Annotated in this window: 18 protein-coding genes and 8 tRNA genes; 2 read left to right on the forward strand and 24 right to left on the reverse strand. The window is 45.5% G+C overall.

The genetic code is table 11. The annotated features are described in order from the left end of the window. Positions 1-35: 35 nt before the first annotated feature. From AB4111_RS23870 to AB4111_RS23880, 3 genes are all read right to left on the reverse strand, one after another. Positions 36-794 (reverse strand): SDR family NAD(P)-dependent oxidoreductase, encoded by a 759-nt coding sequence (locus AB4111_RS23870; RefSeq protein WP_442033486.1) that lies wholly within the window; start codon positions 792-794, stop codon positions 36-38. 269 nt (positions 795-1,063) lie between these two features. Then, positions 1,064-1,852, reverse strand: a complete 789-nt coding sequence (locus AB4111_RS23875; RefSeq protein WP_442033487.1) for a TrmH family RNA methyltransferase — start codon at positions 1,850-1,852, stop codon at positions 1,064-1,066. Between the two features lie 26 nt (positions 1,853-1,878). Further along, positions 1,879-2,580 carry a potassium channel family protein gene (locus AB4111_RS23880; protein ID WP_278299144.1) on the reverse strand — a complete coding sequence of 234 codons (702 nt, stop codon included), beginning with the start codon at positions 2,578-2,580 and terminating at the stop codon, positions 1,879-1,881. Between the two features lie 128 nt (positions 2,581-2,708). Here AB4111_RS23880 and sspI point away from each other — a divergent pair, with 128 nt between their 5' ends. Then, positions 2,709-2,942, forward strand: coding sequence for a small acid-soluble spore protein SspI (sspI, locus tag AB4111_RS23885; protein ID WP_036673259.1), 234 nt, complete (start codon positions 2,709-2,711; stop codon positions 2,940-2,942). Between the two features lie 235 nt (positions 2,943-3,177). Here sspI and AB4111_RS23890 read toward each other — a convergent pair whose 3' ends face one another. The 12 genes from AB4111_RS23890 to AB4111_RS23945 form a co-directional block, all read right to left on the reverse strand. After that, positions 3,178-4,761, reverse strand: a complete 1,584-nt coding sequence (locus AB4111_RS23890; protein WP_339237639.1) for a peptide chain release factor 3 — start codon at positions 4,759-4,761, stop codon at positions 3,178-3,180. A 353-nt stretch (positions 4,762-5,114) separates the two neighbouring features. Next, positions 5,115-5,513, reverse strand: coding sequence for a DoxX family protein (locus AB4111_RS23895; RefSeq protein WP_024634146.1), 399 nt, complete (start codon positions 5,511-5,513; stop codon positions 5,115-5,117). Between the two features lie 365 nt (positions 5,514-5,878). After that, entirely contained in the window at positions 5,879-7,429 is a 1,551-nt protein-coding gene (zwf, locus tag AB4111_RS23900) for a glucose-6-phosphate dehydrogenase (RefSeq protein ID WP_442033488.1), read from the reverse strand. A 215-nt stretch (positions 7,430-7,644) separates the two neighbouring features. Next, the gene (locus AB4111_RS23905; protein WP_442033489.1) at positions 7,645-8,394 is read right to left on the reverse strand and encodes a YwmB family TATA-box binding protein; all 750 of its coding nucleotides are present in this window, start codon (positions 8,392-8,394) and stop codon (positions 7,645-7,647) included. A gap of 448 nt (positions 8,395-8,842) precedes the next feature. Further along, positions 8,843-9,511: a response regulator transcription factor gene (locus AB4111_RS23910; protein ID WP_091020933.1), complete on the reverse strand. Its 669-nt coding sequence runs from the start codon at positions 9,509-9,511 to the stop codon at positions 8,843-8,845. Next, positions 9,453-10,568: a sensor histidine kinase gene (locus AB4111_RS23915; RefSeq protein ID WP_442033490.1), complete on the reverse strand. Its 1,116-nt coding sequence runs from the start codon at positions 10,566-10,568 to the stop codon at positions 9,453-9,455. The genes AB4111_RS23910 and AB4111_RS23915 overlap by 59 nt, the downstream gene beginning before the upstream one ends. 31 nt (positions 10,569-10,599) lie before the next feature. Then, positions 10,600-11,247: a cell wall-active antibiotics response protein LiaF gene (gene liaF, locus AB4111_RS23920; protein WP_253440855.1), complete on the reverse strand. Its 648-nt coding sequence runs from the start codon at positions 11,245-11,247 to the stop codon at positions 10,600-10,602. A 150-nt stretch (positions 11,248-11,397) separates the two neighbouring features. Beyond that, entirely contained in the window at positions 11,398-12,105 is a 708-nt protein-coding gene (locus tag AB4111_RS23925) for a PspA/IM30 family protein (RefSeq protein WP_062838034.1), read from the reverse strand. Between the two features lies 1 nt (position 12,106). After that, positions 12,107-12,610 carry a PspC domain-containing protein gene (locus AB4111_RS23930; RefSeq protein WP_442033491.1) on the reverse strand — a complete coding sequence of 168 codons (504 nt, stop codon included), beginning with the start codon at positions 12,608-12,610 and terminating at the stop codon, positions 12,107-12,109. Between the two features lie 17 nt (positions 12,611-12,627). Beyond that, the gene (locus tag AB4111_RS23935; RefSeq protein WP_091020938.1) at positions 12,628-12,861 is read right to left on the reverse strand and encodes a PspC domain-containing protein; all 234 of its coding nucleotides are present in this window, start codon (positions 12,859-12,861) and stop codon (positions 12,628-12,630) included. Positions 12,862-12,865: 4 nt separating this feature from the next. Further along, entirely contained in the window at positions 12,866-13,537 is a 672-nt protein-coding gene (locus AB4111_RS23940; RefSeq protein ID WP_253440861.1) for a PspA/IM30 family protein, read from the reverse strand. A 35-nt stretch (positions 13,538-13,572) separates the two neighbouring features. Continuing rightward, complete coding sequence (locus AB4111_RS23945) at positions 13,573-13,881, reverse strand: LiaF transmembrane domain-containing protein (RefSeq protein WP_091020939.1); 309 nt, start codon at positions 13,879-13,881, stop codon at positions 13,573-13,575. A gap of 579 nt (positions 13,882-14,460) precedes the next feature. Between AB4111_RS23945 and AB4111_RS23950 the strand changes: the two genes are divergently transcribed. Beyond that, entirely contained in the window at positions 14,461-16,851 is a 2,391-nt protein-coding gene (locus tag AB4111_RS23950; protein ID WP_442033492.1) for a helix-turn-helix domain-containing protein, read from the forward strand. A gap of 57 nt (positions 16,852-16,908) precedes the next feature. Here the strand turns inward: AB4111_RS23950 and AB4111_RS23955 are convergent. From AB4111_RS23955 to AB4111_RS23995, 9 genes are all read right to left on the reverse strand, one after another. Then, a tRNA-Asn gene (locus AB4111_RS23955) sits at positions 16,909-16,983 on the reverse strand. Positions 16,984-17,284: 301 nt separating this feature from the next. Beyond that, a complete protein-coding gene (locus tag AB4111_RS23960; protein ID WP_442033493.1) occupies positions 17,285-18,211 on the reverse strand; it encodes a methyltransferase domain-containing protein in 927 nt (308 codons plus the stop codon). A gap of 169 nt (positions 18,212-18,380) precedes the next feature. Beyond that, positions 18,381-18,459, reverse strand: a tRNA-Leu gene (locus AB4111_RS23965). Between the two features lie 6 nt (positions 18,460-18,465). Then, positions 18,466-18,539: transfer RNA gene (locus tag AB4111_RS23970), tRNA-Cys, on the reverse strand. A gap of 6 nt (positions 18,540-18,545) precedes the next feature. Further along, a tRNA-Gly gene (locus AB4111_RS23975) sits at positions 18,546-18,620 on the reverse strand. Positions 18,621-18,624: 4 nt separating this feature from the next. Further along, a tRNA-Gln gene (locus AB4111_RS23980) sits at positions 18,625-18,699 on the reverse strand. A 22-nt stretch (positions 18,700-18,721) separates the two neighbouring features. Continuing rightward, a tRNA-His gene (locus tag AB4111_RS23985) sits at positions 18,722-18,794 on the reverse strand. Between the two features lie 31 nt (positions 18,795-18,825). After that, positions 18,826-18,899: transfer RNA gene (locus tag AB4111_RS23990), tRNA-Trp, on the reverse strand. A 6-nt stretch (positions 18,900-18,905) separates the two neighbouring features. Next, positions 18,906-18,991 (reverse strand) — tRNA-Tyr (locus AB4111_RS23995). Positions 18,992-19,049: the final 58 nt, after the last annotated feature.

The following is a 19,049-nucleotide window of genomic DNA, read 5'->3' on the forward strand; positions in this document are numbered from 1 at the left end:
TTTGGTAAAAAGATGTATTCGTGGATGCTTCTGAATTAACCTAGTTCTGAAATCACCGGGTAGATTGCACCTGTCAGTTGGAAATCATAGTTTTGGTCTACAATCCCCACAACCACATCGTTGCGATCATACAGATCTAACATGAAGCCCGCCATTTCTTTAGCTGTATGGTATTTGGACATATTGGTTTTGTAATCAAATCCTTCAGCATCGATTGATTTTTGTACAAACTCTGTTTCCGTGATCGCTGGTGCAAGCACCTTCGCTTTCAGTTTTGCACCTTTCAGTTCCAGTTCTTTGGCAAGTCCTTCGGTGAAGGCACTAACGTAGTATTTCGATGCAGAATAAGCAACACTGCCTACAGCAATGGCATATCCAAGTGCGGAGGAGACATTAATCAACTGCGTGCCTTCGACATTCGCATAATCTCGCACATACAGTGTAGAAAGAATGGTCAGGGATTCGATATTAACACGCAGCATGGTCTCCACTTTATCCAGATTCTGTTCAGCAATGAACGCGCCCTCTCCAAGCCCTGCATTATTGATCCAAGTCTCGATTTCATATTCCTTCAAATCGTTATACAGTGCGTAAGCCTCTGCCGTAACAGACAGGTCACTTGTGTGAACAATAACACTTACTTTAGGATCGATACTCTGAATGGTGGATTTAAGCTCTTCCAACTTATCCAATCTTCTTGCCACCAAAATCAAATTTTTGCTCCGTGCTGCAAATGCCAATGCCGTTTCATAGCCAATCCCTGAGCTTGCTCCTGTAATTACGGTGTATTTCATCCTATTTCTCTCCCTCGTATTCTTTAGATTAAAGTGATTTTAGTTTTGAGAACGATCGTTCTTTATTGTGCAAAAAAAAACACAGTTAGATCTAACTTGCTGTTAGCATATCATTTCTAGAACGATCAGTAAAGAATTATTTTGTACAGAGAAGTTACTTGGAACGAACTTAAATAAGAATAGAAAAAGACTGGAAATTGGATTGCATCAATCTTCAATCCGTATCCAGCCTTTGTACGTTTAGTTTAGCAAGATATTTATTTTACTACCTACACCATCCGCTGCCTCATCGCCTCAAACAACAAAATCGTTGCCGCCATTGCTGCGTTAAGCGACTCTGCCTGTCCCTGCATCGGAATTGTAATCGCATCATCCACCAAGCGTGCCGTAGCATCCGAGATACCCTTGCCTTCGTTGCCAATCACAAGCCATACCGATTGCGTAAAATCATAACTGTAGCATGAATGCTCTGCCTGCAAAGAAGTACTAACCAGCTTCACGCCCGCAGCCTTCGCTTCGGGAAGCAAGGATTCCAACTGGCCCTCCACAATGGGCAAATGAAACAATGACCCCATCGTCGAGCGAATCGTCTTGGGGTTATACACATCAGCACTGCCCGCGCCAAGTACGACCCCCGCCGCTCCAGCTGCATCCGCACTACGGATAATCGTCCCTACATTCCCTGGGTCCTGCACTCCGTCCAGTACCACGACAAGCCCGCGCGCTCCGCCAATGAGGCTTTCCAGTGGCTCACTGCCTTTATGCACAATTGCAAATACAGGCTGGGGTGTCATCGTATCCGTACATTTGGCGATAACCGCAGGAGATACACTGACCCAGTCCACGCGCTGCAGCGGGTTTTCAAGCCCGGCCAGTTCGCTAGGTACGCCTTGCTCTCCGTCGTACACTATACACTCCAGATCTGCTCCGGCGCGCAATGCTTCCTGTACCAGATGAATACCCTCAATGATATATTTATGTTGACGGGTACGATGCTTTTTCTCCAGCAGCTGTGCCCATTCTTTTACACGTGTATTTTGCGGTGATACAATATCCATCTTTCCATCCTTCCCATCTGCATCCATCACTTCGGATATGCAAGCTCCATTTTCGTCAAATGATCCTTGTGACCCACAATGACCAGCACATCACCAGCTTCAATCCGGTCCTCCGCGTACGGCGAGATGTTCATCGAGTTCCCACTACGAATCGCCATGACGTTGCATCCAAAACGTGCACGGATGTTTAATTCCATCAGGTTTTTGCCGATCATTTGCTCGGAAGCTCTCATCTCCAGAATGCTGTAATCCTCAGATAACTCAATGTAATCCAGTATGTTAGGCGAGGTCAGATGATGGGCTACGCGTAATCCCATATCCCGCTCAGGATAGATCACCTTGTCTGCTCCAATCTTCTGCAGCACCTTACCATGAAGCTCATTTTGAGCTTTTACGATTAGCACCGGTACACCCATATCTTTCAATATCAAGGTTGTCAGAATACTCGCCTGTATATCTTCACCAATTGCCACAACGACAACGTCGAAATTTCGTATGCCCAGCGCACGCAGCGCTTCTTCATCTGTTGAATCTGCCGATACCGCATGAGTCACCACATTGGACATTTCCTGTGTCCGCTGCTCGTCCGCATCAATTGCCAGCACGTCGAATCCCATACCGCTCAGTGCATTGGCAACACTTGATCCGAACCGTCCCATGCCAATTACGGCATACTGTTTCTTGGCCATTAGGGTCTTAACCTCCCGCTGCACTTCAGCATGACGCATCATTACGGATACCCATGCTAACGTAAATAATCCTTCGTAGTATACCACAAAGCCCGATAAACTTGAATGCGCTCGCGCTTCCCAGGGAACAGTATAAGAGCAGCCGAATATACGAGGAGGGAATTGCGATGCCCATTACATTAAGCCTGCGTGAAGCGATTGTTCATAAAGTTCATGACAAGAGTGATGATCAGCTCCGGGAGATGATTGAAGGTTCAGTAGATGGACCGGAAGCTGCTTTACCTGGACTTGGCGCCATTTTCGAGATGATCTGGAAGAACACAGAACCTGCCAAGCAGGAAGAACTCATTCAAATTGCGCAGGAGCATCTGCACACCATTCCCGTTCAACCGCTTCGCTAACCGAAGCATTGGAGGGTAAGGTAACCATCAAACCGTTTGTTCTGTCTGCAAAAGAAAGCTTTCCCTTATTCGGCTGGATCATACCCGCCTCGAAGTAAGGTGTATAGCAATAGATCCCTCCGCCAACCGGCGGAGGGATCTTATTTTGTTCAAGCTTTACCTCAAGATAGCAGCTTGTTACATCCAACCAACCCTTCAATGATTAGCCAGATTACGTCTGTCTGTCTGCTTGCACTTAAGGTGCAGTCTCCAGGAACTTGGCTGTAGGATTTTTATCCATAGCCGTTCTCATGGCGTACTCATTTTCGAAGAGCACTACATAATTTCCTTTTTTATCTTTCACAAGCGCAGAGTTAATCCGGAATTTGCTTGCGTCCAGATTCTCGTCCACGATCCAGCGAGCGAACTGATAAGGCATGCGCTGCAATTGCACATCTACCCCATACTCGCCTTTCATACGGTATTCAAATACCTCGAACTGCAGTTGACCAATTACGCCGAGAATCGTCTCGTCGAAACTTGCCGTCTGGAACACCTGAATGGTTCCTTCCTCCGTCAACTGGTCAATCCCTTTTTGGTACTGTTTATGTTTCAACGCATTTTTTACGGTAACTTTGGCAAAAATCTCTGGCGAGAACGTTGGCAACTCCTCAAAGACAACCTCACTGCCTTGGCTTAATGAATCGCCAATCCGGAAGATACCTGGATCGAACAAACCGATAATATCGCCGGCATATGCCTCTTCGACAATATCCCGGTCTTGTGCCAGGAATTGCTGTGGCTGTGACAGCTTGATCTCTTTACCTACACGAGTATGCTTCACACTCATTCCGCGTTGGAACTTGCCTGATACAATACGCAGGAACGCAATACGATCCCGGTGTGCCGGGTTCATGTTCGCTTGAATCTTAAATACATAACCGCTGAATTTCTCATTCGTTGGCTGGATTTCTCCTGCCGTACTGCGACGTGGTTCAGGCTTCGGTGCCAGTTCCAGGAAGTTCTCCAGGAAAGTCTGCACACCAAAATTGTTAATCGCACTACCGAAGAAAATAGGCGTCAATTCGCCGCGTTGAACTTTCTCCATATCAAACGGATCTCCCGCAACGTCCAAAAGCTCCAGATCCTGAATTAACTGATCATGCAGATATTCTCCTGCCATCTCACGAATAATTGGATCTGTATAACCGTCTACTTTCTGAACTTTAATTGTCGAGTGATCGTCCCCTTGGAACAACTCCACCTGATTTTTCATCCGGTCATATACACCGCATAGTTCGCGACCTGTACCAATTGGCCAGTTCATTGGAACGGAACGAATACCCAGTACATTTTCAAGTTCTTCCATCAGGTCAAATGGGCTTTTACCCTCACGGTCGAGTTTGTTGATAAACGTAAAGATTGGAATCCCACGCTTCGCACATACCTGGAACAACTTAATCGTCTGTGCCTCGACACCCTTCGCCACGTCAATCAACATGACCGCGCTGTCGGCAGCCGTCAGTGTACGATACGTATCTTCACTGAAATCCTGGTGACCCGGTGTATCCAGAATGTTAACGCGATGGTTCAGGTAATCAAATTGCATTACGGAAGAAGTAACCGAGATCCCCCGTTGTTTCTCAATTTCCATCCAGTCACTTGTTGCGTGTTTGCTGGCTTTCCGAGCTTTTACCGTTCCCGCAAGGCGAATCGCGCCCCCGAACAGCAACAGTTTCTCGGTCAATGTAGTTTTACCCGCATCCGGGTGAGAGATAATGGCAAACGTCCGGCGTTTGTCCACTTCCTGTTGAAGAATATCATTTGCAGCTTTGCTCATAGATTTAATCCCTTTCGTCCGTTCATTCACGTTAATCCGGCATGGCCGGTCCATCATTCAATCTTTATGCAATCCGGCGAGGCCGGTTGATTGTACACTGGTCATTTTGCATACGAGGTATTCATACACTAGATTAATTTTACACATTTACAATGGAGTTCATCCTCCTCAAATCTGTGCTTTCATCCATACCGTGAACTGCTTCTTAACCCAACTCTCCTATTGTACCATAATCTGTACCGAAAATAACCGATTACTACCGCAGATTCTTCTCTTTTCAGTTGCAAAAAAAAGCACCCTTCAGCCATAATCATGGCATCCAGGCACTCCTCATTCATTTTTATTTATCGGGGTTAGAAAATCAATGCATCCAGCGCGTACTGTCCGCCACCAGTCAGGGCCAGCGCTACACCAATCACCAGAATCGCGAGATTATATTCGAATCCGTTCTGCGTGGACCAGTAACCGTTCGCACCATGGACTTTCACAATCGCAATGACCATCGTCAATGCAATCAGAATGCCGCCTACAGGTGTGAGCAGACCCAGCGCCAGCAACAATCCGCCACCGAATTCCGCGAGTCCAGCCAGTAACGCCACCAATGCACCTGGCTTCATGCCCATCGACTCAAACCAGCCGCCTGTACCCTTGATTCCGTAACCTCCGAACCAACCAAACAGCTTTTGAGCCCCGTGCGCCATGAACGACAATCCAATCACCAAACGAATCAACAACAACCCTACATCCAACATCATTTTCTTTTTCCTCCATTCAATATATACAAAATAGTATTCTCAGATTAAAGATATTATGCATGTTTTTTTCATGATTCTCTATACGCAAACCCCTTCAACTGGTTTACATTTTATCTCATGAATGATCACTTATCCGAAACGTTGGCCCGGATGAAGTTTGTCATTTGCGTAACTCTTTAACTCATGAGTTGAGTATAAGTTACATACTTACTTTTTGTCAACAACTTAATTTAAATTACTTATTTCCTTATGATGGATACCTCCCTTTTCTCCGCTAAAAAGCCTGAGTACACCGCAAAATTTGCGATGCTCCCAGGCTCAGTCATGTTGTGTATGTTGTTAATGCCCTTACCCTAACCGTTCTAACCGTTTACTTGCCAGATCACGCTGTCCTCGTCCTGACCATTCACCGGCCACCAGTGGAATCCGTCCTGCTCCAGCAGCTTATCGGTCTCTTCTGGTCCCCAAGTTCCAGCAGGGTACGTATGAAGCTCTCCCTGATTCTGTCCCCAGGCTGCTGCGATCCGATCCACAAAAGACCAGGCTGTCGCCACTTCATCCCAACGGGTAAAATACGTAGAATCCCCTTCTGCCGCATCGTGCAGCAGACGTTCATACGCTTCAGGCGAGTTGATTCCAATCATGCAGCTCTGACAGAAATCCATCGCAAGCGGCTGAATCTCGGAATCTGAGCCTGGTTTCTTGGCATTGATTTTGATATATATGCCTTCCATCGGATTCACCCGAATGACCAGCAGATTCGGTTCCAATTTATACTTTTTCCCAAGGTACACGTTGTTTGGCATCGACTTGAACTCGACTACGATCTCGGTCGTTTTCACCGGAAGGCGCTTGCCTGTCCGAATGTAAAATGGAACACCCGCCCAGCGGAAATTATCCACGAATACACGTGCTGCAAAGTAAGTCTCCGTATTCGACTGCGGATCAACCTTCTCTTCCTGGCGATAGCCCGGAAGCTGCTTGCCATGGTACTCCCCTTCGGAATACTGTCCCCGTACAACGTTGTTGCTTACTTCCTCATCCGAAGTAAAAGCCCGCAATGAGCGCAATACCTTCACCTTCTCATCCCGAATGTCTTCCGGGAATAGGCGACTCGGCGGTTCCATCGCAATCATCGTCAGCATCTGAAGCATATGATTCTGCCCCATATCACGCAGTGCCCCAGAGTGATCATAATAACCGCCACGTTCTTCAACGCCTACTGTCTCACCCAGCGTAATCTGAACGTTGGCAATATGTTTGTTATTCCAGAGCGGTTCAAAAAAAGCATTTCCGAACCGAATGACTTCGATATTCTGCACCATTTCCTTGCCCAGATAATGATCAATCCGGTAGATTTCCTCTTCACGGAATACCTCACGAATCTGCTCATTTAGATGTTCCGCCGATTGCAGATCATAACCAAATGGTTTCTCGATCACCAAACGGTTCCACCCCCGACTTTCCAGCATGCCGCCATCCCTCAAACTGTACGACACACTGCCAAACAACTCAGGTGCCAGTGCCAGATAGAACAGTCGGTTCCCCGGCGTGTTAAACTTTGATTCCAGATGCTCCGTCTGCGCACGCAGCTCTTTGAATCCGTCCACATTATTGATATCCAGTGCTTTGTATTCAAAATGATCGACAAAAGCCTTCCACTCATCAGGTTCCCCCGCTGGATAGCGGCAGAACTCTTTAATGGATTCATAGATGTCTTCCCGGAATTCTTCTGGGGACCTCGGACGACGTGCTACGCCAATAACCGCAAAGTCTTCGGCAAGCTTGCCTTCACGGTAAAGACTGTAGATAGCCGGAAACAGCTTCCGGCGGGCCAAATCACCCGTTGCTCCAAAAATGAAAAATACTGCGCCAGGTGTCTGTACTTCATCTTGCGATTGTTTTTCAACCATGGGCTCCTCTTTCTTCCGGGAAGATAACCTTCATGCTCTCCCCGAGCTATGTAATGGTGTTATATATGCACGACATACAACCGTCAATTACCAGCAAGTTCCTTCTTGGATGTGATGCCATTTTAGCATATCAACTGAACGGATGCACTATTTCAAACTCATTTTTCTAGTAAAGATTCTCACTTCGCTGTCTGAATAATCAGAAAACTCCACCCTTAATATTCAATCGTAATCACAGGAAACCCCACTGTAACTCGATTGTCCATCTCGTCACCAATCTGGTGAACTGCGAGTTGCATATTCAACATATGCGAGCCACTCATAATCGACAATGGCAGATCAGCCGCCTCATAAGAGACACTTGCGCTGGCTACATCCGTATAACGTTCAACGGAGACGAGATCCACATTTTTGGACAGCTGTTCTTCGATCAGTTCCAGTTGCTGACTCGCATCATGTTCAGTAGCAGTAACTGCTGTACCTTGCACAGACATATTCCAGGTTGCCTTCATCCCTGAGTCTACAAGCAGTTGATCCACCTGTTCATGTACTGTCATTAATGCCTTCCGATCCGTGTGTGCATCCCCTGAAAGTTGTACGATGGCGTAGTAGCCGTTGTCTCCTGTCTCGACGACATTGACCAACACACCTGCTTCTCCAAGAGCCTCATTAACAACCACCTCACTGCGATACACATTATGGCCCGTCTGGCGTACCCGTGTTGGTTGTTCCAGCCCCAAGTGACTAGCCAGTAATGCGGCCTGCGCTTGTGCATCTCCCCGGCCTTCTCCTTGCCATTTAATAATCAGACGATCCACATTATCAATCACGCTGTCAGCAGTATAGATTAACTGTTCCAGTTGGGCTGCTTGGGGTTCGTTCTTCTCTGCGTATACCTGTGTCACACCGATAAGAATAATGATAGCCATTGCCAATATACCTGCTGTCATCCAACGATTTAACATTTGAATCCCCCGTTCATTCTTGCATTCTATGAATCTATCAACAGCATGCCCCTTTCCCACATTAGCTATACTTCTTCTGAACACATCAAAAAAAGCTCCCACCAGCCAATTACATGGCAGATCAGAGCTTTCCAGTCATACTTATAGAGGTTGTTCAAAAAGTCCACTTTTGATTACGAAGGGTGTCTAGCGGCATCATCAACATCGAATATGGAATTCAGCCGAAATAAGTAGGGGCTTACGAAGAATGTTTCCTTCGGAAACATTGCGGTTGCTCACGTAGCTCTATCTACGCTCCGCTACTCCATTTCTAGCTTTATCCCATCTTCTTGGTACTGAAAACCGACCTTTTTGAACACGCACTTATATATAAATCATCTTTTATCTATAAATTCCGCACATTAAAAGTACGGTTCTTTTGCTTGATTATGATACTTAATAATTTTGCTTACTCTGCAAGTCCATTTTTATAAGCATAGATCGCGGCCTGTGTACGGTCGTCTACGCCCAATTTGGCCAGTAAATTGGTAACATGGAACTTGACTGTCTTAATGCCGATGATTAAGTCATCAGCGATGTCCTGATTCGATTTGCCTTTAGCCAGCAACCGGAGCACATCCATCTCACGGTCCGTCAATTCATCATGCAAAGGAGCTGCTGCCTGTGGCTGCCGGAATCGATTCATCATTTTGGAAGCCACCTGTGACTCCAGAACGGATTGCCCGCGTGCTGCTGCTCGAATTGCATCTGCCACTTCATTGGCTCTTGATGTTTTTAACAGATAACTGAATGCGCCTGCTTCAATGACAGGGTACATTTTTTCATCATCCAGGTAACTGGTCAATACGATGACTTTGCACTCCGGATACATTTTAAGAACCTGACGGGTAGCCTCGATGCCATCCATGCCTTCCATCACCAGGTCCATCAGAACAACATCGGGCTTATACTCCTGTGCAAGCCGAATACCTTCCTCTCCACTACCTGCTTCACCAACAACTTCAATTCCATCTTCGGTATCCAGTACCGCTGCAAGACCAATACGTACCATCTCATGATCATCCACGAGCAATACTTTGATCGACGTTTCCGTCTCCGTTTCGACTTCCGGTTCCATTGACATGTTCTTCCTCGCTTTCATCGCTCATCAAAGGTATCGTAATCTCAATCCGCGTTCCCTTACCAGGCGCTGTTACAAATTGTATGGCTCCGCCAATCTCCGTAACACGTTCACGCATGTTAGCCAGACCGTAGGAAGCTTGTTTATTCTCGTCCAGATCGAAGCCTTGCCCATCATCACGAATCAATACGCGAATCGCATCAGTGCGGCGCTGGAGCCGTATCTCCATTTTCTCCGCTTTCGCATGCCGTAACGTATTGGACATAGCCTCCTGAACGATCCGAAACAGATGATTCTCGATACCTTTGATTAGATCGATGTCTTCATCTATTTCAAGCACAATATCCATGGGCACTTTCGTTTTCAGTTCCATCACCAGATCACGCAGACCTTGTTCGAGTTGTTTGCCCTCCAGATAGACTGGCCGCAGATGTAACAATAATGCACGCATCTCCGACTGTGCTACCGAAGCCATCTCCTCAATCAGAGCCACCTGCCGCTGAGCACGTTCAAAATCCTTCTCCATCTTCCGTCCAACGGCCGTTGCTGTCATGGATATCGCGAACAATTGCTGCGATACCGCATCATGCAGTTCGCGTGCCAGCCGCTGCCGCTCTTCCACAATAGCTGTAATTCTGGCTTGTTCAGCAAGCTGTGCATTATGAGTAGACAATCGCTGGAGCGAAGACACCTGATCTTCCCACTTTTTGCCGATTCGTCCGAGTTGCTCACTTAAACGGCCCACATCATCATCGCCCAGATCAGGTACAGTGCGTGATAGAGAGCCCTTCTCCCACAGTAGAAGTGTTTCCCGCAGCAGTTCAAGCCGGCGTTTAACCCGATAACTCTGATAGAACCCAAAGACCGCTCCGGTCCCAATCAGAAGCAGCAATAAGGCAAGACCCGATTGAATCAAATGACGCCAGCCTGCAAACGGAGCAAGATAACCATATGTATACAATACATACAAAATAACAGCAAGGACAATGAAAACCAGGAGGATCCCCTCACCCATACTTCGGGTTACCATGTCGGTATGTCGTTTTGTCTTCATCGGGGTCTCCTCCTTCTCTTCATCTATTTTACTACGGATTACTTATGCTTAGGTCGCCAACAATATAAGAAATGACAAATTTTGCTTTATGTTCACTGGATTCATATCCAGGAGTTCTCCATACTAATTTGTTCATCATGCCGCTATCTTGTTCACCAAGAAGATTAATTCGGCCGAAAAGAACCGATGCTTCAATCTCCACACCATAATCTTCAGGCAGCGTAAGGCGAACATTCCCCATAACGCCTTGCAGCAGCACAATCGTTTGTTTCTCCTCCGGAATCGAAAGAGACAGATCGGCGTTAACCTCGCCCATGGCATGCCACAGACTCATACTCCGTAACGTCCAGGATGATTGATCCCAGTAGTACCGAGCCATGAAATTCTGTTTTTTCATAACGCCTTCGTCCAGATGTATCTTTTTGTTTTTTGAATAAAAATAAGCTAACGAAGCCAGTACAATCAAAAATACAATCATTAAATTATCCAGCAATAACAGTGCCGCCCCAATGCCAAGATACCGATAACCTTTCCGAGTATCTCCTTTGCGGACCTGAAGCATTCCAACCGTTAACAGAATCAGTGCGGCAGCGGTCAGCAAGTTAATATTCTGATTCAATAACATCATTGTACCAATAATAATAATGACAACTGCAAGCCATTTACTCTTTTTATTCATCCCCGCCGCACCTCCTCTGTAAGTTAATCTCTCTTTATTCAACGGAAAAGCCATACCAGGCAATGAAGTCCTGTATGGCTTAACTTTTGTTCTACCAACCGTACATTATACACGATTTATAGAATATCATATTGTCCACTGAGCGAACAGTTATTCTTTTGAAGTTCCGTTCGCTTCATTCTTGGAACCACTGCCCATTTTGTTTTTGAGGGCTTGTAATTGCTGGTCCACTTTGAATTGTTTTTCCACATCTACAGGGTTCGTGTACGTGGATGATGTGTTGCGATAAGGTGCACGAGCTACGTCCGCTTCAGCTTCCAGTTGCATGATTTTCTCTTCCATGCGGTGGAATCCTAGTGATGCGCCACCACTTTCGATCGAATGCAAGCTGTTAATGGAAGACATTTGTTTTTTGGCTTTCGCCATTTGTGCACGGGATACAAGTTCATTACGTTTGTTACGCATTTTGTAGAACTCATCTTTCATATCATGCAACTGTTGCAACAGGTCTTTTGCTTGTGCTTCGGACTGTGCATGCAGTTCGCTGTACTCCGTAATTTTTTGATCAAAGTAGATTTTCTCTTCAAGCAATTTGCGTGCTACTTCTTCCTGACCGTTGGCCAGAGCAGCTTCTGCTTGGGACTCACGTTGTACCGAAGTACGCTCTGCTTCATCCAGACGTTGTTTCATGCGACGCTCATTCGCCATTTGTTTGGCAACTGTTACCTCTGCCTCATGAATCTCAGCCTCCATATCACGCAAGTACTGGTTCAACATTACAATCGGGTCCTCAACCTTATCCAACATATCATTTACCGATGCTTTCGTCATATCCTTAATCCGTTTAAATACTCCCATTTTACTTTTCTCCCTTCTCGTAACGAGATAATTTTTGGCGAAGCTCTTCAACTTCTTTTTTCAGTGCTTTTTTCTCGATATCTTTCATCATGGAATCAAGTTCACTTTCTTGCGGTGCACCTGCTCCGTAGGCGTTGTTGTTATAAGAACGCGGACCAGATTGAGGTCTGTTGTTGTATCCAGGGCCAGGACCGAAGTTACCAGGACCTTGTTGGTTGTGATTATTTTGAAAAGGACCTCTTGGCGGCTGATGATCATAGTTGTTGTATCCTCCGCCTGGACCAGGGCCCGGGCCGTAACCATATGGATCATAAGGCGGATACGGTTCTTTTGGTACCACCAGTGCTGCAATAAAGTATATTAACAACGACGTGCCGCCAGTTACGAAGATACTGATGACGAAGATGATACGCAGCAGGGTGGAATCCATTCCAATGCTTTCTGAAATTCCGCCGCACAAGCCGGTTAACATCCGGTCACGCGTTGAGCGGTATAATTTGCTCATGTTCTTGCTCCTTTCGTTTACTTGTATCCTCTTACGTTGGGATCATAAGCATATGGATCAACGTGGTTGGATTCCTTTGGTACCACCAATGCAGCGATGAAGTAGATCAACAATGAAGTACCTCCCGTAGCAAAAATACTGATGAAGAAAATGATACGTAGCAGCGTGGTGCTCAATCCGAGATTTTCAGAAATGCCGCCGATCAAACCTGTTAGCATTCGATTACGCGCCGAGCGGTATAATTTATTCATGTGACTACTCCTTTCTGTCATTGTTCAATTTCTGTCTTAAGCGCTCCAGTTCCTTATCCAGCGCGGAGGATGACATGCTGCCAGTCACTCCTGAACCATCTTGGCCCATCCGCCGGATATCCCGGAGACTTTGTGCTTCATATTCGAGATCAGAGACTTGGTCATCCAGTCGATTAAACATACGAGGTACATTCTGACCGTTGTGATTCCCTCTCTGGTTCATACGTTGTTGTAATTGAATTGTCTGCATACGAGCATAGTAATATTGGCGTTTGCTGTATACATTCTGATATTCAACTTTCAACTGGTCGATCTGTTCATCCAGCTCCTGTAATGCCGCATAACTTTGTGCATACAATTCATTGTACTGTTCCATTTTTTCCTCGTGGAGGATTTTCTCCTGCAAGGCCAGCTTAGCAAGATGCTCTTCTCCTGCTTTGAGAGCCATGGAAGCCTGTTCTTCGCGTTTGTTCACCATACCTGCTGCCTGATCGGCTTGTTGTTTCATTTGTCTGGTATGACTTGCATATTGATGACGAAGTTTCTCGGCTTCACCGATGTCTTGGCGGGTCGAGACCAGAAACTGATCAATCAGTTTGACTGGATCCTGACTTTGCTCCAAATGTTCGTTCAGATTGGCTACGGTAATATCCCGCATTCGACGAAATACACTCATTATGTTCTGTCCCTCCTTTTCATAATCGTGAAAGCTTAGTACCGGCGATGACGACTGCGGTTATTGCTTAGCATTGAGATACCGAAGATGATTAACCCGATCGCAATAATCGGTCCGATCAACCATGCCAGTTTACCCATCAGTGAAATAATACCGATGATGAGGACAATCCAGCCAAGCAACACATTCCCTCGTTTGACTCCGTAGTATCCCAGTGCAATCATCAGGACCGGAATCAGATAACCCATTAAGTGTCCAAGAAGTGGAGTTAACTTTCCGAAGAGGAGTAGTGCACCCAGCGCGATCAATACAATCGCCCAGCCATTTCCCTTATTCAATCTCATAATTGTTGTTCACCGCCCTTTCCATTCATTCATTTTAATGTGTTGAGTCATTTGTTCGTTTGTTTCTTTTTTTGTTTCCGTGTTTCTTGTTTAACCTTATGTCCTTATTCTAGGGGAATTCGAGACTTTTCAAAACAGACCGTGGACGGTTTTTCATCCTAGACTCAGGTCGGGGATCTAGTTGGACCTTTGGCTGTCCCTATTTAAGACCAACGTTCCACCCATGCTGAACAGCACTCAGGATACCTTCTATATCCCCGTGTACAGGCTACTCTTTACCCGATATCGACCTGTAGAGAGAATGATGTCCATGTTTCTATTTACGTTCCCACTGCAATTTCGTTTCTCATGATTCCGTTTAGGAGAGTCGGACCAAGCAGTTCCTATAGTCTTTTCTATAGTCTTTTCTATAGCCTTTTCAGCAAGATCATCCATCAGTAATCCCTTGTCTCTGTTTCTATGCCCTCTTACGAAATTACTTTTTTATCCAAATAAACAAATTTTAGATTGTTCTATATGTAAGCGTTTACTAAAATAGGAAGTGTTACTACTACTAATGTCAGGAGTGGAACTGAAACTGTGCGACCAATCAGCTATCTCCACAAAATGATTATCTTCGGAATCCTGTTAAGCACCTTGCCCATTTTGTTTACAGGAATTGCTGCATTTATCTATTCATCGAACCAAACTGAATTGCATCGGACGCAGGCCAACAGACAGTTGCTGGAACAAATGCAATCCAACGTAGAGCACAAACTCGCTACAGTCAGTTATATGCTTGATCAGGCCGTTCGCTCTCCAGTAACCCTCAGGTCTCTGTCTGCTTCTTCTTCACTACAAGGGAAAGGACCTTTACTTGCCGACAAGCTGCAGAGCGAGTTTCAACATATGAGGTCATGGGAACCTTTACTGGACATTAGCCTGGTGAACCAATCTCAGAATTGGCTTATTGATCATGCCGGATTATATCGTAATACGGATTTTCCACTCGCTCTTCCCATGAAGGAATTGATATCGGATACGCTAACTTCCGGATGGCAGCTCTCTCCTTCATCGGTGTTCAGTAATGATGAGCGTTCACCCGGTACAGGCTGTATTTATCATATTGCCCTTGCTAGAACTATTCCGAATCTGAATACATCTTCCGATGCTGCCCTGATTGCGGGAATTCCGGCATGCTCTTTGCAAAATACACTTGGAGAAGCCTCCGTAGGCAATGCTGCCTCAGGACTGATCATTTTGAATCGGGAACAACGTATCTTGGTCCATCCCGATCCTGTATACATTGGACAACCGTTATCTGCCATTGGATTACAGGATCGGGATACGGAAGCCAACATAACCAAACTATCACCCATTACATTTTCAACAGGCTTTGAACAACGGGAAGTTAAGATTGCGGGTACACCTTATTCCCTGACGTATAGCCCTTCCACCTTAAAAGGATGGACTTATGTTCTAATCTCACCCACCAATATTCTGACACAAGAATATATCGATATCGGATTACACACCTTGTATATCAGTCTCTTCCTGCTTTTACTTTCATTATTGCTTGCCTGGCTCGGCTCCAAACGAATGCATGTTCCGATTCGTAAGCTCTTAACCCAACTTGGTGACAACAGGCTGTCCAAAGACGGAGGCACTTTCGCCCAGCAATCAACTGAGTTGTCTGATGAGTTCGAACAGATTAGAGCAGGTGTGTCACAATTATCTGCATCTCGCTCTCAACTGGAGAACACACTCAATAGGCATCTTTTGCAGATTCGCACTCATCTTATAATGAATCTGTTCCAGGGTAAGATCTCTGTTCATACTCTTCATGACACCCTGAATGAATATGGCTTCACACGTCAGCTTCGGGAATGGCAACAAATTGCTGTTATCACACTACAAGCCGATCTCGTTAATCATACAAAATATAGTGCTAATGATCGTGACCTCTTGTCATTCGCTATTCAAAATATATTAGAGGAAACGGTGGTGCATAACCAACAATTGCTTCCCATTGTTATGGAACAAACGGTAGTCACGGTGATTGGTAGCGTTGAAGAGGATCAGTTTGTTTTTTCACAGCAGTTATATGTATTAACAGACCAGTTACAACAACAGATTAATAAAATTTTAGCTCTTCAAGTCAGCATAGGCTTCAGCCAGCCACATAACTCCTTATACCACATCCCTCAGGCTTATACGGAGGCTATAGAAGCATTGAAGCATCGCATGAAGCTGGGCCCAGGTATTATCTTTCAGTATGAGCATATTGATCATTATGCTTCCACTTGGTCCATGACCTACCCAGAATCATTGGAATATTCGTTGATCCAAGCTATTCAAAGTGCGGATGAAGTCCAGGCCTCTACTCTTCTGCAACAACTTCTTGAAGTGATCTTTGGTATGGAGTGTTCACCAGAAGAATATCAGGTGGCTCTTACGAGGCTGCTCACGCATATTTTGCAGATGACTCAGGAATCCGGCATACGTCTCGGACAGATCTCACAAGGCCGTGGATCGATGTTCCATGAACTTCATGGTTTGCAGTATGCCGCTGAAGTTGAGGAATGGTTTAACCATCAAGTTATCTTGCCCGTCATCCAGGTTTTTAAAGCTAGACAGGTTGCCCAGTATCAGCATATATCAGAGAAAATGATTGCCATGATTCATCAAGATTATGATAAAGATCTGACGCTTGAGGAATGTGCTGTTAAGCTTCACTACAACGCCAACTACTTAAGTAGTGTTTTCCGTAAAGAGACAGGCTGTGCATTTAGTGAATATCTGACCAAGTACCGATTTAACATTGCTAAAAAATGGCTGGACGAAAGTGATCTAACCGTTAAAGATATCGCAGCACGACTTCGGTACAACAATCCGCAAAATTTCATTCGATCATTTCGTAAATGGGAGGGAATCACCCCCGGTCAGTACCGGGAGCGTAAGCAGAAAGCAGAGGTGTCCAATAGAAATTAGAAAAGGAGCACGATTGTAAGTCGTGCTCATTTGGCCAGCTCGGACACCTCTCCATAATGGCTCCCCGAACAGGGCTCGGACCTGTGACACTCGATTAACAGTCGATTGCTCTAACAACTGATCTATCAGGGAATATGCTTTAGAGATCATTCTCTGAAAACTAGAAATGTGTTTTGTTTTTTCGTTGTCTCGAACATCTCCAAATAAACGAGCGTCTGGTTCAAAGCGGTTGATTAGTTATTGGCTTCAAAAAAAAGAGGGAGCACATATCCTGCTCCCTTCACTTACAATTTCACTTCTATATTCTTAACTTCATATATTTCAAACGTTCATCTTTTTGCGCAGCGATGTGAGGCTTCCTAGCGTCTCAAACGTTAGACTGCGTTGTCCGTCTCGATTCCTGATTCTCAGACACGTAACAAGCCTATACGATTTAGCGCTTATCCTTAATATGAACTGTTTTCATGTTTGGCTGTTCAAGTTGGATCAGAATCTTCCCGAACCTTGCTCCACGTGAGAAGGTCACCGTACGATCCTTGTATGTATCCCGGATGTACTCCTCAGCCAGTCTAAGTGAATCCTCGTCTGTTGGTAACTCATACGTATTAAGCCATTCTGGCAGCTTCTCAATAACCTCTTCCACCGGTACTTCAAATGAGTTAACTTCTCTTGTAATGATCATTGTGTATGAATAACCCTTCAAATACAGCAACTGTTGAATATAACCCATGTCACCCGCCTTGTATGAAGAATGTACACCCAATACATTCTTAAATTCATCCATTAATGTGTGTTCCTTCTGTCCAGCCATAGTGCTGATATACACATACTTCCGGGCACAGTTGATCGCCTGCTCAATCGTTTTCCAATCCGACATTGCCGGACACATGGATGCAAATGCAAAGTCATATTTCTTCTCCCAGCCTTTATCCTGAATGGAGATTTCCTCATATCGTTCTTTTACGATTTCGATATTAGATTCAAGAGCTGAAGGTATCGTCTCTTTCATCAGGGAGACAAGTAACTCAGATGGCTCAACTGCAGTCACAGTTGCTCCCTTTTCTGCAAAAGGAATGGTGAATATGCCTGAAGCGGCTCCAATGTCCAAAATGGATAAACCCGCGAACTCCACACCCTGGTTCTCAATCCAGCCCATAATGCGCTCAGAACGCTGCTTACCTTCTTCAGAGAACGACTGTACATGATAATCCCTGGCCCACCGCTCAAATGCTTCTTCTGTATTAAATGGTGCACTTTTCTTTTTATATTTTGGGCTTCTCGGGCGATTCTTCCATGCCTCTTCCCATACAGAAAGATTAAATAACAGATCGGTATCCGTTACATTTTTCCCAGTAGTCACTATACTTCACTCCTCTATAATTAAAGACTTCACTTATCTACAATATACTGAATATAATCATACGTCAATCTTTATTAAAGTCCAGTTTTTCTTTCTGCACAAAAACCGATTTATATAAAATAAAAATAGCCCTACACATTGCATAAGCAACATGTAGGGCTATTCAATATACCGGCGAGAGGACTCGAACCTCCACGGTTTCCCACTCGATTTTGAGTCGAGCGCGTCTGCCATTCCGCCACGCCGGCATATGCTGGAGGCGCCACCCAGATTCGAACTGGGGATAAAGCTTTTGCAGAGCTGTGCCTTACCACTTGGCTATGGCGCCATATTTTGGAGCGGACGACGGGAATCGAACCCGCGACCCTCGCCTTGGCAAGGCGATGCTCTACCGCTGAGCCACGTCCGCATAATGGCTGGGGATATAGGATTTGAACCTATGCATGACGGAGTCAAAGTCCGTTGCCTTACCGCTTGGCTAATCCCCAATAAAAAAAGAAAAAACAAAGGGGCGATCGAGGGGAATTGAACCCCCGAATGCCGGATCCACAAACCGGTGCGTTAACCACTTCGCCACGATCGCCACAAAAGGTTAAATTTCTTAAAAAGTTAATTGGCAGGGGCAGCAGGAATTGAACCCACACCAACGGTTTTGGAGACCGTTGTTCTACCTTTAAACTATGCCCCTAAAAACTGGTGGAGGATGATGGATTCGAACCACCGAACCCGTACGGGAGCAGATTTACAGTCTGATGCGTTTGGCCACTTCGCTAATCCTCCAGGATTACATGGTGCCGGCGAGAGGACTTGAACCCCCAACCTACTGATTACAAGTCAG

This window comes from Paenibacillus sp. 2KB_22, from assembly GCF_052115745.1.
In the GTDB taxonomy this organism is placed as follows: Bacteria; Bacillota; Bacilli; order Paenibacillales; family Paenibacillaceae; genus Paenibacillus.

What these genes read in the sequence shown, in the direction of transcription:
- AB4111_RS23925 (WP_062838034.1), bottom strand. Translation starts at nt 12,105, where the DNA reads ATGGGAGTATTTAAACGGATTAAGGATATGACGAAAGCATCGGTAAAT.
- AB4111_RS23895 (WP_024634146.1), bottom strand. Translation starts at nt 5,513, where the DNA reads ATGTTGGATGTAGGGTTGTTGTTGATTCGTTTGGTGATTGGATTGTCG.
- AB4111_RS23945 (WP_091020939.1), bottom strand. Translation starts at nt 13,881, where the DNA reads ATGAGATTGAATAAGGGAAATGGCTGGGCGATTGTATTGATCGCGCTG.
- AB4111_RS23930 (WP_442033491.1), bottom strand. Translation starts at nt 12,610, where the DNA reads ATGAGCAAATTATACCGCTCAACGCGTGACCGGATGTTAACCGGCTTG.
- AB4111_RS23870 (WP_442033486.1), bottom strand. Translation starts at nt 794, where the DNA reads ATGAAATACACCGTAATTACAGGAGCAAGCTCAGGGATTGGCTATGAA.
- AB4111_RS23905 (WP_442033489.1), bottom strand. Translation starts at nt 8,394, where the DNA reads ATGTTAAATCGTTGGATGACAGCAGGTATATTGGCAATGGCTATCATT.
- zwf (WP_442033488.1), bottom strand. Translation starts at nt 7,429, where the DNA reads ATGGTTGAAAAACAATCGCAAGATGAAGTACAGACACCTGGCGCAGTA.
- AB4111_RS23915 (WP_442033490.1), bottom strand. Translation starts at nt 10,568, where the DNA reads ATGAAGACAAAACGACATACCGACATGGTAACCCGAAGTATGGGTGAG.
- AB4111_RS23875 (WP_442033487.1), bottom strand. Translation starts at nt 1,852, where the DNA reads ATGGATATTGTATCACCGCAAAATACACGTGTAAAAGAATGGGCACAG.
- AB4111_RS23890 (WP_339237639.1), bottom strand. Translation starts at nt 4,761, where the DNA reads ATGAGCAAAGCTGCAAATGATATTCTTCAACAGGAAGTGGACAAACGC.
- AB4111_RS23940 (WP_253440861.1), bottom strand. Translation starts at nt 13,537, where the DNA reads ATGAGTGTATTTCGTCGAATGCGGGATATTACCGTAGCCAATCTGAAC.
- AB4111_RS23910 (WP_091020933.1), bottom strand. Translation starts at nt 9,511, where the DNA reads ATGGAACCGGAAGTCGAAACGGAGACGGAAACGTCGATCAAAGTATTG.
- sspI (WP_036673259.1), top strand. Translation starts at nt 2,709, where the DNA reads ATGCCCATTACATTAAGCCTGCGTGAAGCGATTGTTCATAAAGTTCAT.
- AB4111_RS23880 (WP_278299144.1), bottom strand. Translation starts at nt 2,580, where the DNA reads ATGCGTCATGCTGAAGTGCAGCGGGAGGTTAAGACCCTAATGGCCAAG.
- AB4111_RS23935 (WP_091020938.1), bottom strand. Translation starts at nt 12,861, where the DNA reads ATGAATAAATTATACCGCTCGGCGCGTAATCGAATGCTAACAGGTTTG.
- liaF (WP_253440855.1), bottom strand. Translation starts at nt 11,247, where the DNA reads ATGAATAAAAAGAGTAAATGGCTTGCAGTTGTCATTATTATTATTGGT.